Annotated in this window: 14 protein-coding genes; 9 read left to right on the forward strand and 5 right to left on the reverse strand. The window is 32.1% G+C overall.

All coding sequences use genetic code 11. The features are described 5' to 3' along the window. Positions 1–5: 5 nt before the first annotated feature. The 4 genes from ACIDC4_RS05145 to ACIDC4_RS05160 form a co-directional block, all read right to left on the reverse strand. The gene (locus tag ACIDC4_RS05145) at positions 6–740 is read right to left on the reverse strand and encodes a head GIN domain-containing protein (protein ID WP_412042033.1); all 735 of its coding nucleotides are present in this window, start codon (positions 738–740) and stop codon (positions 6–8) included. A 45-nt stretch (positions 741–785) separates the two neighbouring features. Then, positions 786–1,844: a DUF4097 family beta strand repeat-containing protein gene (locus ACIDC4_RS05150; protein WP_412042034.1), complete on the reverse strand. Its 1,059-nt coding sequence runs from the start codon at positions 1,842–1,844 to the stop codon at positions 786–788. Continuing rightward, the gene (locus ACIDC4_RS05155; RefSeq protein WP_412042035.1) at positions 1,828–2,364 is read right to left on the reverse strand and encodes an anti-sigma factor; all 537 of its coding nucleotides are present in this window, start codon (positions 2,362–2,364) and stop codon (positions 1,828–1,830) included. The genes ACIDC4_RS05150 and ACIDC4_RS05155 overlap by 17 nt, the downstream gene beginning before the upstream one ends. An 84-nt stretch (positions 2,365–2,448) precedes the next feature. Further along, positions 2,449–3,003: an RNA polymerase sigma factor gene (locus tag ACIDC4_RS05160; RefSeq protein ID WP_412042036.1), complete on the reverse strand. Its 555-nt coding sequence runs from the start codon at positions 3,001–3,003 to the stop codon at positions 2,449–2,451. A gap of 197 nt (positions 3,004–3,200) precedes the next feature. On the opposite strand from ACIDC4_RS05160, the gene ACIDC4_RS05165 reads away from it, so the two are divergent. From ACIDC4_RS05165 to ACIDC4_RS05195, 7 genes are all read left to right on the forward strand, one after another. Then, positions 3,201–4,208, forward strand: a complete 1,008-nt coding sequence (locus ACIDC4_RS05165; RefSeq protein ID WP_412042037.1) for a DUF6252 domain-containing protein — start codon at positions 3,201–3,203, stop codon at positions 4,206–4,208. A gap of 248 nt (positions 4,209–4,456) precedes the next feature. After that, the gene (gene lon, locus ACIDC4_RS05170) at positions 4,457–6,910 is read left to right on the forward strand and encodes an endopeptidase La (protein WP_412042038.1); all 2,454 of its coding nucleotides are present in this window, start codon (positions 4,457–4,459) and stop codon (positions 6,908–6,910) included. A 269-nt stretch (positions 6,911–7,179) separates the two neighbouring features. Then, the gene (gene porQ / locus ACIDC4_RS05175; protein WP_412042039.1) at positions 7,180–8,199 is read left to right on the forward strand and encodes a type IX secretion system protein PorQ; all 1,020 of its coding nucleotides are present in this window, start codon (positions 7,180–7,182) and stop codon (positions 8,197–8,199) included. Between the two features lie 4 nt (positions 8,200–8,203). Continuing rightward, positions 8,204–8,803, forward strand: coding sequence for a murein L,D-transpeptidase catalytic domain-containing protein (locus ACIDC4_RS05180; protein WP_412042040.1), 600 nt, complete (start codon positions 8,204–8,206; stop codon positions 8,801–8,803). A 264-nt stretch (positions 8,804–9,067) separates the two neighbouring features. After that, positions 9,068–9,760 (forward strand): (d)CMP kinase, encoded by a 693-nt coding sequence (cmk, locus tag ACIDC4_RS05185; protein ID WP_412042041.1) that lies wholly within the window; start codon positions 9,068–9,070, stop codon positions 9,758–9,760. A gap of 70 nt (positions 9,761–9,830) precedes the next feature. Continuing rightward, on the forward strand, positions 9,831–11,207 hold the full coding sequence (locus ACIDC4_RS05190; RefSeq protein ID WP_412042042.1) for a nucleoside permease: 1,377 nt from the start codon (positions 9,831–9,833) through the stop codon (positions 11,205–11,207). Between the two features lie 350 nt (positions 11,208–11,557). Further along, positions 11,558–11,995, forward strand: a complete 438-nt coding sequence (locus tag ACIDC4_RS05195) for a hypothetical protein (protein WP_412042043.1) — start codon at positions 11,558–11,560, stop codon at positions 11,993–11,995. A 43-nt stretch (positions 11,996–12,038) separates the two neighbouring features. Here the strand turns inward: ACIDC4_RS05195 and ACIDC4_RS05200 are convergent, their stop codons facing one another. Further along, positions 12,039–12,548: a hypothetical protein gene (locus tag ACIDC4_RS05200; protein ID WP_488381130.1), complete on the reverse strand. Its 510-nt coding sequence runs from the start codon at positions 12,546–12,548 to the stop codon at positions 12,039–12,041. A gap of 159 nt (positions 12,549–12,707) precedes the next feature. Here ACIDC4_RS05200 and ACIDC4_RS05205 point away from each other — a divergent pair, with 159 nt between their 5' ends. Together ACIDC4_RS05205 and rpsA are read left to right on the forward strand one after the other, a co-directional pair. Next, on the forward strand, positions 12,708–13,544 hold the full coding sequence (locus tag ACIDC4_RS05205) for a hypothetical protein (protein WP_412042045.1): 837 nt from the start codon (positions 12,708–12,710) through the stop codon (positions 13,542–13,544). A gap of 482 nt (positions 13,545–14,026) precedes the next feature. After that, positions 14,027–15,805 carry a 30S ribosomal protein S1 gene (gene rpsA / locus ACIDC4_RS05210; protein WP_056253708.1) on the forward strand — a complete coding sequence of 593 codons (1,779 nt, stop codon included), beginning with the start codon at positions 14,027–14,029 and terminating at the stop codon, positions 15,803–15,805. Positions 15,806–15,994 lie beyond the last annotated feature (189 nt).

The following is a 15,994-nucleotide window of genomic DNA, read 5'->3' on the forward strand; positions in this document are numbered from 1 at the left end:
TACAATTAAGCTTTTGTTATACTTCCAGAACCAGAAACTTTTACATCTCGTTTTTCAGGATTTCCTGTGTATTTAATATCACCCGAACCTGCGATTCTTGCTGTTAAGTTTTCTGCACAGTTAACTCGGCTGTTACCAGATCCTGAAACATTTGCATCAACATTTTTAGCTTTCAAATTTGTAGCTTCAATATTTCCTGATCCTGCAAGTTTGGTGGTTAAACTATCTGAGCTTCCTTTTAAATTGATATTTCCGGAACCACTTAAATTTAATTCTAAATTAGTTGAGTTTACTTCAAGGTTAAAGTTTCCTGAACCCGCTAATTTTGCTGTAAATTTATCGCTTTTAATAGCATTTTTAGACTGAATATTTCCTGAACCTGCCAGACTTACTTCTGATATTTTTTCGAAAGGAACAGTAACTTCAATTTTTTTACCCATGCTTGGTCTGATATTAATGCCTTTTTCAACGTAAATTTTTAAGACATTATCTTCGACTTCCACTTTTATAGCCGAAACTAGATTTTCCTCTCCTTTAATAATAATTTTACCTTCTTTTCCAGCTACCAAATCTACATCAAATGAACCGGCTACTTTTATTGCATCATAATCTGATGTTGTTCTTGTTTCAGAAACAACTTTTCCGTTTCCTTTGATTTTATTATTTGATGACCACTGTGCATTTCCAATAGAGCTTATTAATAATGCGCTAAATACGAATAGTTTAAAAGTTTTTTTCATTGTTTCGATTGTTTAATTGTTGTTTTTGATTGATTTATGATTCGATTATCTTTTAGTTAGAATTATGTTTCCGTAACTAGAATTAATGATGACTTTATTTTGTCCTTTTTTCTTATTATATCCACTTATTCTTTTTGTATTGCTTTTAATTTCGCTAACCAAAACCTCCAAAGAGCTGTCATTTTTGATGCTTCCGTATCGTGTATTAATATCAAAGTCAAAAGAATAGTTGGCATCGTAGCCCAGAGCAATATTGGTATATCCTGTATTAATATTTACATTCTTTGACTTTTCGCTCATTGATTCTACATTTATCTTAGAGTAGGTAGCATCGATATTCAGGTTGTTTAAAACTTCTGCAATAGATATTGTCACATAATTACTGCTGCCCACAAGTGAATTTATTTTTTGAAACTTAAAACTCCCGTAATTTCCTTTACATTTAATGTTCTGACCTTCCAGTAATGATACGTCGGTATAATTTGCATCAACATTCAAATTTCCTGACTCATTTATTTTTATTCCTGAATAACGCGCTTCAATATTTCCGTTTTTAATGTAATCGATACTTGAGTTCTGACTGTATCCAATTTCGATTCTATTGCTGTCACCATTAAGTTTTCCTAATATAATTTTACCATATTTGCACGCAATATCAGTAGTAGATTCTAAATTGAGAGTCGTAATATTCCCGTATTTATTATTGAGTTTTACAGTTCCGTTTTTTGGAATTTTTATCACATAGTTAATTTCAAAACTATTACTGCTTCCTCTGCTTTTTAGTGAAGAATTTCCAATGTTGGTGATAGCTGTAACCATAGATTTCAGCGCATTAATATTGACATCGATACTGCTTAATCTCTCGTTTACCCAATTTTCATTTCCGCCAGAAACTTTGATAGTAATATCCAGGTCAATTTTGTTTTCATCCCAGGTGCTTACAGTGATGTTACCGTATTTGTTCTCAATATCAATTCCTGCATTTGAATTAACAATAAAGGTTTTTTTGATGTTTTTTTCTTTAGAAATAAAAGTATCATCATTTGAGAATCCTAAAAAAGGAATCAAAATGAATAGAATAAGTATGTTATAATGTTTTTTCATCAGTTGTATTTTTAAATTTTTCGTTTTCTTCAATTCTCTGTAAAACCGTTTGTAAAAAAGAGATTCGGGTTTGCAGATTGCTGATCATAGCGTAAATGATTTGTTTGTTTTCACCATTTTTTTGCACTTCCTTTATGATCTTTGAATAATCTGCATCAAAAACTTTCATTTGTTTTAAGGCATCATTAATGATTTGCTCGTTTTCCGGCGAACTTTTTTCTTTTAATTTAACTAGCTCATTATCAATTAAAATACTAAAAATCGAATCTGTTCGCTGGGTTTCTCTGGAGGCAAATTTGAACTCTTTAGGCTTTTCGTTGTTATTAAAGAATAGAGATACTCCTAACAATACTACAATTGATGCAGCGATTGCCCAGACAGCGTAATTCTTTTTCTTAGGTTGTTTTTTATTTAATTTGTTTAAGAAGTCAACCTGATGGTCAGCGTTCATTCTTTTTACATCCCACTGATTTTCAAATTTTTCAAATAATTGATCTAAATCGTCATTTTCCTTTTTCATATATCTAATATTTATTTTTTAGTGGTGAGTCTGTTATCGCTTTTTTCATAATTTGTGCGCACAAATTTTTTGTTATAGGCAATCTCATATCTCCTCTAATTTTTTTCGTAAACTCTCTTTTGCTCTGCTTAAAGTTGTTCTGCAATTGGCATAACTTATATTTAAAATTTCGCAAATTTCTTCCTGATCATAACCTTCAATATAAAAAAGTGTCAAAACCATGCGGTAGTTGTCTTTTAAACTTAAGATGGTATCTAAAACTTGTTTCACTTTAAGTGAATTCAAATCTATATTTTCAGAAAAAAAGCTGTCGTTCTCTTCTATTTTATATAATGTCTTGCTCAAATCTTCGACCTGAAAAGCATTATTCTTTTTATAAAAGTCAATACTGTAATTGACAATTATTTTCTTTAACCATGCCCCAAAAGCCACTTCTTGTTTATAGTCATTTATTTTTGTAAAAGCTTTAAGGAAACCTTCTTGCATGACGTCTTGTGCAAAATGTTCATCTTTTACAATACGGTAGGCCACATTGTACATGGCTTTACTGTAGCGATTGTAAACTTCGAATTGTGCTTTTTGATTGTTTTCTTTACAAAGCGCGATTAATTCTTCGATATTTTGGTTAGTTATACTCAAGTAATGATTGCTAGTTTTTAATAAGGACAGTATCTTTTTTGGTTTGTTACAGTTTTGCTAAAAATAATTTTATTTTTTTTTGAAATTAACTGTAATAATCTAATTATATCAAAAATTATAGTTGAAAGTAATGCTTTGTGTAAGATTTTTTATTTAGTTTTAGCAAAAATTAAATTTTTGTATTAAATTAAGAATTCATGAAAAAAAATTACGTTTTATTTCTTTTGCTTTTTGCTTTAGGGATATCTTTTACATCTTGTACTAAAGACTTTGAGGATGGGCTAAATTATAATAATGGCAATCAGGAGGCTGGTAACGGAAACGGAAATAATCCGGCCGGAACAGGAGTTTTTAAAGCAACTGTAGGAGGAAATGCTTTTGTTGCTAATAGTTCAAGCGCCATTGTAACAGATAATTTTGTACTTATAGCAGGAATTAGAACATCGAATAAAGATGTAATTCAAATAACTTTGCCAAGTAATAAAGTAGGAACTTATACATGGGCAAATAGTGAAGATGATGGCGAAAAATTTGTGTTGTCTTATGGTTTAGCGACTGATGAAAATCCATTTATAAGTGCATCAAACGAAGTTGCGGAATTTTTTGGAGTAAAAAATTACACTGATACGGCAATTGTTACCATTACAGCAGTAGATAAAACTAAAAAAACAATTTCGGGAACATTTCAATTTACAGGTTTTAGAGATATAGGTGATGATAAAACCGAAACCAAGATCATTACAAATGGTTCTTTTACAAATATACTTTATACAGAAGCTTTACCTGTAGAAGAGTCTGACGGTTTTTTAAATGCAAAAATAGATGGCGTTGACTTTGAAGAGAGCAATATTGATGTAGCGAGTGTAAGCTCAAGTGGTGTTCATCCTTATTTTAGTATAGTAGGAGTAAAGAACGGAGGCACTGATGACAGTGTCCTTATAAGTATTAGTCAATCATACGGTGTTGGTACTTATCAGGCTTCGAGTGTTACATTGAATGGAGGTGGAGAGGAACTTGTAAATGTTGCGAATGCATCTTGTATTTTAGATGACCTTTTGTATACTACCGAATCAGGTTCGCTAACCATTACTTCAAAAACAGCAACAAAAATAGAAGGTACTTTTAATTTCGTTGTTAGTAATTTTACTACCGGTAAGAAAAAAACAATCACAGGTTCTTTTGGTATAAATACTGACGATCTGTAATAATAAAAATAGTAAAGACATTAAATCCACCTTTGTGTGGATTTTTTTTTGGTAGTACAGTTTGATTTTACTAGATTGGCTACTTAAAATAGATCAATCATAGCTCATTTTGGCATAGTGATTGTCTATTTTAACGATCTATCTTGTAAATGAAGCGCTTAGAATATTTTTATTACAAATTAATGAATCTAACACTACATTTGCAGTTAGTATTAAAATTTTAATGACAAAACGACTTATATACTATTATGTCAAACCATAAAATACTCACAATTGACAATCTGTCACTTCAAGAATTTGATTCAGAAGCAGAATTGATTCCATTATTAACTCCAGAAGACGAAGAGGAAATGAACAATGAGGAGCTTCCTCTTTCATTACCTATTTTACCTTTACGTAATACTGTTTTATTTCCGGGAGTTGTTATTCCTATTTCTGCAGGAAGAGACAAATCGATTAAATTAATAAACGATGCGAATGCCGGCGGAAAAATCATTGGAGTAGTTTCTCAAATTAATGAAGAAGACGAAGATCCATCCAAAGATGATATTCATAAAATAGGAACTGTAGCCAGAATTCTGCGCGTTTTAAAAATGCCTGACGGAAATGTTACTGTTATTCTACAAGGAAAAAAACGTTTTGAAATTGATGAAGTTGTTTCAGAAGATCCTTATATTACTGCAACAATCAAAGAAGTTTCGGAAGAACGTCCTGAAGAAAACGATACTGAGTTTACAGCTATTTTAGATTCTGTTAAAGAATTGGCTATTCAAATTATAAAAGAAAGTCCAAACATTCCTTCAGAAGCTACTTTTGCGATTAAAAACATTGAAAGCCAATCGTTTTTGATCAATTTCGTTTCTTCGAATATGAATTTGTCGGTAAAAGAAAAACAAGGCTTATTATCGATAAACGGATTAAAAGACAGAGCGCTTGAAACTTTACGTTATATGAACGTTGAGCTGCAAAAGTTAGAATTGAAGAATGACATTCAGTCAAAAGTTCGTTTTGATTTAGACCAGCAGCAACGTGAATATTTCCTTCATCAGCAAATGAAAACCATTCAGGAAGAATTGGGAGGCGTTTCGCAAGAGGAGGAAATGGACGAAATGGGACTGAAAGCGAAAACCAAAAAATGGGACGAAAAAACGCAGAAACATTTCGAAAAAGAATTGTCTAAAATGCGTCGTATGAACCCACAATCTCCAGATTTTGGAATTCAGCGTAATTACTTAGAGTTGTTTTTAGAATTGCCTTGGGGCGAATATTCTAAAGATAAATTCGACTTGAAACATGCTCAAAAAATATTAGATAAAGATCATTTTGGACTTGAAGAAGTTAAGAAAAGAATGATCGAACATTTGGCTGTATTGAAACTTCGTAACGATATGAAATCGCCAATTATATGTTTAACAGGGCCTCCGGGAGTTGGTAAAACATCTATTGGTCGCTCAGTTGCAGAAGCTTTAGGTCGTGAATACGTGCGTATTTCGTTAGGAGGTTTACGTGACGAAGCAGAGATTCGCGGACATAGAAAAACGTATATCGGTGCAATGCCGGGAAGAATTATTCAAAGTTTAAAGAAAGCCGGAACATCAAATCCAGTTTTTATTTTAGATGAAATTGATAAACTTTCGAGCGGAAACAGCGGAGATCCGTCTTCAGCTTTATTAGAAGTTTTAGATCCGGAACAAAACAATGCTTTTTATGATAATTTCCTTGAAATGGGTTATGATTTATCTAAAGTAATGTTTATCGCGACATCTAACAATATGGCGACTATTCAGCCCGCTTTGCGTGACAGAATGGAAGTAATTAAGATGTCAGGTTATACAATTGAAGAAAAAGTAGAAATTGCAAAAAGACACCTTTTTCCTAAACAACTGGAAGCACACGGATTAACAGCGAAAGATTTAACGATTGGTAAAAAACAATTAGAAAAAATCGTAGAAGGTTATACACGTGAATCGGGCGTTCGTAACTTAGAAACTAAAATTGCTCAGGTGATTCGTAATGCAGCAAAATCTGTTGCAATGGAAGAGGAGTATAATAAAAAAGTAACTGACGAAGATATCGTAAAAGTTTTGGGTGTACCAAGATTAGAACGTGATAAATACGAAAACAATGATATTGCAGGAGTTGTGACAGGATTAGCCTGGACAAGTGTTGGTGGAGATATTTTGTTTATAGAATCCTTAATTTCTGAAGGTAAAGGTTCATTGACCATTACAGGAAATTTAGGTACCGTAATGAAAGAATCTGCCACAATTGCTTTAGAATATATTAAAGCAAATGCTAAGAAATTAGGATTGGATGTTGCGTTGTTTCAAAAATACAACATTCACTTACACGTTCCTGAAGGTGCTACACCAAAAGACGGACCAAGTGCTGGTATTGCAATGTTGACTTCTTTGGTTTCTTTATTGACTCAAAAGAAAGTAAAGAAAAGCTTGGCTATGACAGGTGAAATCACACTTCGTGGAAAAGTTTTACCAGTTGGCGGAATCAAAGAAAAAATCTTAGCAGCAAAAAGAGCCAATATTAAAGAAATCATTTTATGTCACGAAAACAAAAGCGACATTGATGAAATCAAAGCAGAATATTTAGAAGGTCTGACTTTTCATTATGTAAAAGAAATGAGCGAAGTATTAGCTTTGGCTTTGACAGATCAAAGTGTGAAAAACGCAAAACAATTGAAATAAATTTCAATATAAAATTCCAATAAAAAAATCCAATTTTCAATATTTTAAATTCCAAATTCCAATCTGAGAACTTCAGCATTTGGAATTTGGAATTTTTTTATAGTCTTTATGTAATTGGAATTTATATTTAATTAGAATTTGGCATTTAAAATATTGAATTTCTACTTCATTTTGGAATTTGGATTTTTTTTATTGGAATTTTATTTTAATCGTTATATAATTTTATCTTCGCAGTTGCGTTATTCCCATATAGGATTCGCCCCAAAAGCATGTTGAAACGATTCGTTTTACTTTTATTTATGTTAATTTCTTCCGTTTCGTTCGGACAAATTGGAGGGCGTTACACTTATCAGTTTCTTAATTTAACGACGTCACCAAGGCAGGCAGCGTTAGGCGGAAAAAATATAACGATTTATGATGAAGATGTCAATCAGGCGATGTCTAATCCAGCAGCTTTAAACGAAGATATGGACAACCACCTTGCAATGAATTATGGTAATTACTACGGAGAAGCTTCTTACGGAACAGCTTCTTACGCTTACACTTACGATCGGCATGTGCAAACATTTTACGCCGGAATAAGTTATGTAAACTATGGTTCGTTTGAAGGTTATGACGAAAATGGTCAGGCAACATCAGATTTTACAGGGAGTGAAGGCGCTCTTTCCCTGGGTTACGCTTATAATATTCCTTTTACAGACTTGCATATTGGAGCTAATGCTAAGTTAATAACTTCGACCTTAGAAAGTTATAATTCGATTGGCGGTGCAATTGATGTGGGAATTATGTATGAAATTCAAAAAAATAATGTAAATTTGGCCCTAGTATTTCGAAATATAGGAACACAGTTTACTACTTATTCAGGAATACAAGAGAATTTGCCCTTTGAAATCATTGCTGGTGTTTCGCAAGAATTAGAACATGTACCTATTCGTTGGCATCTTACTTTAGAGAATTTGCAACAATGGAACATCTCTTTTTCGAATCCCGTTCGTGGCGAAACCAATATTGATGGATCAACTAGTAACGAGAAAGTTTCGTTTGTAAATAATGCTTTGCGACATGTTGTTTTTGGATTGGAACTTTTCCCCAAGAAAGCATTTAATTTGCGTTTAGGATATAATTTTAGAAGAGGAGAAGAATTAAGAATTGATGAACAACGTAATTTTTCAGGAATCTCATTAGGGTTTGGTTTAAAAATGAATAAGTTAAAGTTTAATTATTCGTATTCAAGATATACATTGGCAGCTAATACAAGTCTTTTTGGTCTAATTTTAAATTTTCAATAGTTATATGAAAATATTCAGTTTGTTTTTGTTCATGACTGTAGGGTTTTTTACGGGTACAAAGCACTACTATAAAAAGGAAGTTATGTCTACTCTTGAAGTAGAGAGAATGAATACCAGAATAGGTGAGATAAAAAACATGATTAGTATTGATCCTAAATACAATACTAAAATTGCTTTTTTTGTAGACATGAGAATACCATCAGGTAAAAATCGCTTTTTTGTTTATGATCTTGTAAACAATAAAATTATAGATCAGGGTTTGGTAGCTCATGGTTCAGGATCTGAAACCGGAGTAAAAGGAAGTTTAAGATTTAGCAATACACCAAATTCAAACTGCACTGCATTAGGTAGATATTCTATCGAAAACTGTTATAAAGGCGGATTCGGAAAATCTTATAAATTAAACGGTCTTGACGAAACAAATAATAATGCATTAAAAAGAGCTATCGTTTTGCATTATTACTCAGCAGTTCCTTATGAAGAGCAGGATTATTATATCAGCAATAGTCATGGATGCCCAATGGTTAACGAACAATTTTTTAAAAGAATTGAAAAGATAATCGATACTTCAAAATCTAAAATTATTTTGGATGTTTACTATTAAAAACGGATTTAACCACTAATAAAAAACAAACTTTACATTGAATAATATTATTATCAGTAAATATTTTTTTACTGATAATTTTTTTTGCGCTTGTTTTAAATCTTCTCTCATTAAAATTTCATGAAATACTATATTTTATTTTTACTTCTACTCAATAGTGTTTTATATTCGCAGAATGTTTTAGAAGGTACAATGAAATGGTAGGCTGAGAAGGATTGAATTTGTACAGCAAAAGCACAAAATGAATTAAATTAAAAAATAAAAATGAAAAAAATTACCATTGCTATTGATGGATTCTCATCAACAGGAAAAAGCACTTTGGCAAAACAATTAGCAAAAGAGCTTGAATATGTTTATGTAGATACCGGAGCGATGTACCGTGCAGTTGCCTACTTTGCAATGCAAAATAAGTTTATTGGAGCTGATTTTTTTGATAAAAATGCTTTAAAAGAAGCGTTGCCTAAAATTCAGTTAGAATTTAAGTTTAATGCTGATTTAGGTTTTGGAGAAATGTTCCTGAATGGTGAGAACGTCGAAAAACAGATTAGAACTATTGAAGTTTCTAATTTTGTAAGTAAAGTAGCAGAAGTTTCTGAGGTACGTTCTAAATTAGTAGAACAACAACAGGAAATGGGAAAAAATGCAGCAATTGTAATGGACGGAAGAGATATAGGAACAGTTGTTTTCCCGAATGCCGAACTTAAAATATTCATGACTGCAAGTGCTGAAACCCGCGCTCAAAGACGTTTTGATGAATTACAGCAAAAAGGGGATAACGTATCTTATGAAGATGTTTTGAAAAACGTAGTCGAAAGAGATCATATCGATACACATCGTGAAGATTCTCCTTTGGTGATTGCAGATGACGCTATAGAAATAGATAATTCTTACTTAAGCAGAGAAGAACAGTTCGCTGCTGTTTTAGAATTAGTAAATGATGTTGTAAAAACGAATTAAATTTTTGTAGATATTTATTTTAATGGTAGTTTTACCGCTTCATTTATTATTTTAAAGACAATTTCATCATATGGGAATTAAAAACAGGTTGATTATAATGAGCTTTCTTCAATTTTTTGTTTGGGGAGCCTGGCTTATAACAATTGGAAATTATTGGTTTGGAACTAAAAATTGGGAAGGAACCCAGTTTGGTCTTGTTTTCGGAACCATGGGAATTGCTTCTTTATTCATGCCCACACTTACCGGAATCATTGCCGACAGGTGGGTAAATGCTGAAAAGTTATATGGTTTTTTGCATATAATTTACGCTTTAGTTTTATTTGGTATTGCACAGGTAACCACACCGGATAATTTTATATATGTAATGTTTGCTGCAATGTGTTGTTATATGCCAACAATTGCCTTGAGTAATTCTATTTCATACACTTCGCTTAAGTTAAATAATAAAAACATCGTAAAAGATTTCCCGCCTATTCGTGTTTGGGGAACTATTGGTTTTATCGCTGCAATGTGGATCACTAATTTAAGTGGAAGTAAAGCAACTGAATATCAATTTTATATTGCTGGGGTTGGAGCCTTAATTCTTGGGATTTATGCGTTTACATTGCCTAAATGTAAGCCACAGCGCCTTACTAAAGAAGATGCTACATTAACGGAAACTTTAGGTTTAGAAGCTTTTAAACTTTTCGGAAATTATAAAATGGCTTTGTTTTTTGTGTTTTCTATGTTTTTAGGAGGTGCATTACAATTAACAAATGCTTACGGAGATGTATTTTTGGATGAATTCAAACATTTTCCTAAATACGCCGATTCTTTCGTAATTAAATATTCGACTATCATTATGTCGATCTCTCAGGTATCGGAAACTTTATTTATTTTGGCGATTCCGTTTTTCTTAAGACGTTTTGGAATCAAACAGGTAATGTTGATTAGTATGTTGGCTTGGGTATTACGTTTCGGATTATTTGCTTTTGGAGATCCTGTAGGCGGTTTATGGATGATCATTATGTCTTGTATTGTTTACGGAATGGCATTTGATTTCTTTAATATTTCTGGTTCATTATTCGTAGAAAGTAATACCGATTCTAAAATACGTTCATCAGCTCAAGGATTGTTTATGATGATGACCAATGGAGTAGGAGCTGTTTTAGGAAGTTTGACTTCAGGCTGGGCGATTGATCGTTTCTTTACAAAATCATTCAGTAACACAAGTGAATTAGCCGGATTTTTACAAACTGATGCAACAAATTCTAAAATGTTAGATTTTGTAAAAAGTCAAGGGAATTCAGTTTCAACAGATGGAATTTTTACCAATCCAATTTTGATGAAAGACTGGCATACGATCTGGTTGTCGTTTGCGGCTTATGCATTGGTTATCGCGATTGCTTTTGCTGTTTTATTCAAACATAAACACGATCCAAAAGAAATTGAGAATTTGAGTCATTAATGATTCTTTATATAATTTAAAAGCCCGCTTTCTATTTGTAGAAAGCGGGTTTTTCTTTTCAGTTTATATGTATATTTGATTATTCATCTTTAGATTAAAATATGCTAAGTCAACAAAAGTCTATTCCGCCTTTTATAGCCGTCAGTTCAAAACCAATACTGTTGCTGAATTTTATTTTTGGTTTATTTTGGGTGTGTTTTGTTCTTTTTTTCGTTGCAGGAATTGTCTTTTTACTTTTTAGCTCCCAAGAAGAAATCGGTTTAGATGTAATATCTTCTGTTTTTTTGTTTTTAATCTTTTTTATCGGTTTAGGTGGCATAGCACTATTACTGATTTATTCCAGAAAAAAAATGTCTACCACTATTATAATCGACGAGAAAGGAATTCATTATTTGAATAAATTTAATAACAGAGTGGTTAAAGATTTACCTTGGAGTAGTTTTACCAAAAGAGAAAAACTTGCACATGTATTTGAAGCTCCTAAGTATGATGTTACATCGATAAGACCAATGAAATCATTTTATGATCAGTTTTATTGGCCTGTTTTGATTGATAGTACGGTAACCGTACATAATGATGCTTTTTTAGGAAAACATTTTTTGGCTATGTTTTATGCAAATCGATTAGAATTGATAAGAGCGTTTTTATTAGGAGTTGCTCATTATCGACCTGACATTACTGTAGATCCGATTATTTTCTCAAATCATTATATAGATCCTGAAAACTATAATATTGATTATAGGCAACAGCAACGTATCAGGATTTTGTCTGCTGTATTTTGCATTTGATTTTAGGGCTTATTTATTACTTTGTAGATTAATAAAAGTAAAGTTATTTTAAAGTGGCGATCAAATCCTCGACTTGCTTTTTTTGATCTGCATACTTTTGTTGAAGTTCAGAACCTTCTCCCATGCGGTTGTAATATTCAAGTCCTTTGTTGGCAAAGAATTTTTTATAAAAGTTTGATATTTTAGGAATTTGAGGAAACTGAGTATGAAAATTCATTTCGTAATAAGCCTGCCATTCTCTTTCATTTTTATCTAAAATATAAGGTTTTTGAGCTTTTTGATTGACGTGTACCATTTCATGTGCAATTAAAACAAGCATTAATTCTAATGGAAATTCGAAAGTGTTTTCAGGAATTCGTATGATTTGCAGATGTCCGAAATCGCCTTCGGTTGTCATTAAGATAAAATCAGGCTTTGCCTTTTCTCTGAATTCGAATCTTTTTAGGTTTTTGTTCTTAAGATTGTACTTTTTCAAAAGCCAGTAAACAGCATTAATAACTTGTCCGTTTTGATGGAAAGTGTTTATTTTTAGTTTTATTTCGTCGAGTGTCATGGTCATAATATAAAAATAAGAAATTAAGTTATTTCAATAAGTATAAGATGTAAGCAAATTTAATTTCAGATAAATCTACATTTATATTTACAAATCTATATTTTTTATAGGTTTTTATTTACAGATTAAACATTGTACATTTGTTTCTAAAATTACAATATGCTATCCCTTAATAAGAATTATCTTCCTCCGTTTCGTGCTGTTCGTTCGATTTCTAATACATTTTGGGATTTTACAACTGGTGTTTTGATTATAGCACTTGCATTAGGAGGAGCTGGCCTGATTATTTATTTAATAGCAGAATTATTCAAAGAACCTTTTATGTCCGGAAAAGAGATTTTAGGTTTAATTGTTTTGGCATTATCAATTGCCGTTGCGATTGGCTTTTTTATATATAAGGTAGTTTATGAAAGAAGTAAACGATACACCACTACTATAATTGATGAAAAAGGAGTTCGTTATTTTAATAGGTTCACTAATACAATTGTTAATGAGTTACTCTGGAATCAATTTACGGAAAGAGATTTAGGGAAAAAAAAAGGCATTTACGCAGCAAAATTTGATATTGATTGTTTGTCTTACAACTCCAGAGGGGCAAGATCAGAAGGAGGCAGCATAACAAAGCTTTTTTGGAGAGTTAAAGTAGATGAAAAAGAGATTATACATAGCGAATATTTTACTTCCAGCCATCTTTTTGGCGGTTACTATGTTAATCGAAAAGATTTGATTCGGACATTTTTATTGGGTTTAGCTCATTACAGGCCAGACCTTACTATTAACCCCTGGATTTTTATTGCAAACTCAATCAATATCGAGGATTATACTTTTTATCGGAAGTCGTTATTTATTAATGTACTTATGGTGCTGTTCTTTATATTATTAATGTTGTTTATTCTGTTTTTATTGTATGAAGGTTCAACTCCTTTAGAGCAGGAAAACGTTCAGAGAATGATTCATGATTTGTTTGTAAAGCTTAAAAGCGGAATAGAATTTTAAAGATTATAATTTTCTTTTTACTGATCAAATTTTTGTCAAATTTTTAAACTTAAACAAAAGGTAGTTGTGCATCGTAAGCTTTAGAGCTTTCCTTTAAATTATTGTTTGCTGATCGAATTTAATGGTTTGTTTAGCAATAAAGAGCTTCGACTTCGCTCAGCCTGACAAATAGTTTTTGAAAATCTAAAAACCTCTAATATAGCCCCGATAGAGTGGATATCCTTTTATGGTGGGGTTCACCATAAAAGATAGGAGTGAAAGCGGGACTTGAGGTCTTGAAAACCCTTAAATTTGCTGCTCCTGAACAATACACTGATAATCATATAGAATTGTTTTGCTATTACAAATAAATGTATTAATTTTGCAAACCTTTTGGCAGAGAAGAGTTTCCATTAGGTATCAACTATTTATGTAAAACAACTTCTGTTTTTTCTATCGCTTTATGAAACTCAAGAAAAGCAGAATACAAATTTTTTATCAGCATGTCTGAACAATTAAAATCACAAGAAGAGTTTTTAGCAAATTTTAACTGGCATAACTTCGAAGAAGGTATCGATGCAGTAGATGAGAAAAACTTACAAGAATTCGAAGACTTAGTATCAAAAACTTTCATCGCTACAGATCAAGAAGAAGTAGTTGAAGGTGTAGTTGTTAGAATTACAGATAGAGACGTTATCGTTGATATCAATGCAAAATCGGAAGGTGTTATTTCTTTAAACGAATTCCGTTACAACCCAAACTTAAAAGTTGGTGACAAAGTAGAAGTATTAATCGACATCCGTGAGGATAAAACAGGTCAATTAGTATTATCTCACAGAAAAGCACGTACTATTAAATCATGGGATAGAGTTATTTCTGCAAATGAAACAGGAGAAATCGTTAATGGTTTTGTAAAATGCAGAACTAAAGGTGGTATGATCGTTGACGTTTTCGGAATTGAAGCTTTCTTACCTGGTTCTCAAATTGATGTTAAGCCAATTAGAGACTACGATGTATATGTAAACAAAATGATGGAATTCAAAGTGGTAAAAATTAATCACGAATTCAAAAACGTTGTTGTATCTCATAAAGCGCTTATCGAAGCTGATATCGAAGTACAGAAAAAAGAAATCATCGGTCAATTACAAAAAGGACAAGTATTAGAAGGTGTTGTTAAAAACATTACTTCTTATGGTGTGTTTATTGACTTAGGTGGTGTTGATGGATTAATTCACATTACTGACCTTTCTTGGAGCAGAATCAACCACCCAAGTGAAGTTCTTGAATTAGACCAAAAATTAAACGTTGTAATCCTTGATTTCGATGATGAGAAAACAAGAATTCAATTAGGATTGAAACAATTAAACGCTCACCCATGGGATGCTTTAGATGCTAATTTAACTATTGGTGATAAAGTAAAAGGTAAAGTAGTTGTAATCGCTGATTACGGTGCATTTATCGAAGTTGCTGAAGGTGTTGAAGGTTTAATCCACGTTTCTGAAATGTCATGGTCTACTCATTTACGTTCTGCACAGGATTTCGTAAAAGTTGGAGATGTTGTTGAGGCTGTTATCTTAACTTTAGATAGAGATGACCGTAAAATGTCATTAGGTATCAAACAATTGACTCAAGATCCATGGACTGACATTACTTCTAAGTACCCAGTAGGTTCTAAACATACAGGTATCGTTAGAAACTTTACAAACTTTGGTATTTTCGTAGAATTAGAAGAAGGAATTGATGGATTAATTTACATCTCTGACTTATCTTGGACTAAGAAAATCAAACACCCATCTGAATTTGTAAATGTTGGTGAAAAACTTGATGTAGTTGTATTAGAATTAGATGTTGAAGGACGTAAATTATCTTTAGGTCACAAACAAACTACTGCTAATCCTTGGGATCAATACGAAGATTCTTTCGCTGTAGGAACTATCCACAATGGTGAAATTTCTGAAATCGTTGACAAAGGAGCTACTGTAGAATTCGGAGATGATATCGTTGCTTTCATTCCTACTCGTCACCTTGAAAAAGAAGACGGAAAGAAATTGAAAAAAGGTGATACTGCTGATTTCAAAGTAATCGAATTTAACAAAGAATTCAAAAGAGTAGTTGCTTCTCACACTGCTATCTTCCGTGAAGAAGAAGAGAAAAATGTGAAAGCTGCAACTGAAAATACTTCATCTAACTCTTCTACAAATGCACCAGCTGCAACTTTAGGAGATAACAATGATGTATTAGCTGCATTGAAAGCTAAAATGGAAAAAACTGAGAAAAAATAATTCTTAAGTTTTTCTAAATATAGAAAGTCCCACAGCAATGTGGGACTTTTTTTTTAAAGCAATTTTTTGTTTCAAGTTTTCTTTGTTTCAAGTTGTCACGCTGAGCGAAGTCGAAGCGCGTTTCTATTGAAATTTGGAATTTAATAATTTAAAGTTCTTCTTTAGGAGCTATTTCCAGCTATCATTCCA

Origin of the sequence: Flavobacterium sp. C3NV, from assembly GCF_046825355.2 — a bacterium.
In the GTDB taxonomy this organism is placed as follows: Bacteria; Bacteroidota; Bacteroidia; order Flavobacteriales; family Flavobacteriaceae; genus Flavobacterium.

Excerpts from the sequence above, each read along its gene's own strand:
- ACIDC4_RS05145 (WP_412042033.1), bottom strand. The coding sequence starts at position 740 with ATGAAAAAAACTTTTAAACTATTCGTATTTAGCGCATTATTAATAAGC.
- ACIDC4_RS05150 (WP_412042034.1), bottom strand. The coding sequence starts at position 1,844 with ATGAAAAAACATTATAACATACTTATTCTATTCATTTTGATTCCTTTT.
- ACIDC4_RS05155 (WP_412042035.1), bottom strand. The coding sequence starts at position 2,364 with ATGAAAAAGGAAAATGACGATTTAGATCAATTATTTGAAAAATTTGAA.
- ACIDC4_RS05165 (WP_412042037.1), top strand. The coding sequence starts at position 3,201 with ATGAAAAAAAATTACGTTTTATTTCTTTTGCTTTTTGCTTTAGGGATA.
- lon (WP_412042038.1), top strand. The coding sequence starts at position 4,457 with ATGTCAAACCATAAAATACTCACAATTGACAATCTGTCACTTCAAGAA.
- porQ (WP_412042039.1), top strand. The coding sequence starts at position 7,180 with ATGTTGAAACGATTCGTTTTACTTTTATTTATGTTAATTTCTTCCGTT.
- ACIDC4_RS05180 (WP_412042040.1), top strand. The coding sequence starts at position 8,204 with ATGAAAATATTCAGTTTGTTTTTGTTCATGACTGTAGGGTTTTTTACG.
- cmk (WP_412042041.1), top strand. The coding sequence starts at position 9,068 with ATGAAAAAAATTACCATTGCTATTGATGGATTCTCATCAACAGGAAAA.
- ACIDC4_RS05190 (WP_412042042.1), top strand. The coding sequence starts at position 9,831 with ATGGGAATTAAAAACAGGTTGATTATAATGAGCTTTCTTCAATTTTTT.
- ACIDC4_RS05195 (WP_412042043.1), top strand. The coding sequence starts at position 11,558 with ATGTCTACCACTATTATAATCGACGAGAAAGGAATTCATTATTTGAAT.
- ACIDC4_RS05200 (WP_488381130.1), bottom strand. The coding sequence starts at position 12,548 with ATGACACTCGACGAAATAAAACTAAAAATAAACACTTTCCATCAAAAC.
- ACIDC4_RS05205 (WP_412042045.1), top strand. The coding sequence starts at position 12,708 with ATGCTATCCCTTAATAAGAATTATCTTCCTCCGTTTCGTGCTGTTCGT.
- rpsA (WP_056253708.1), top strand. The coding sequence starts at position 14,027 with ATGTCTGAACAATTAAAATCACAAGAAGAGTTTTTAGCAAATTTTAAC.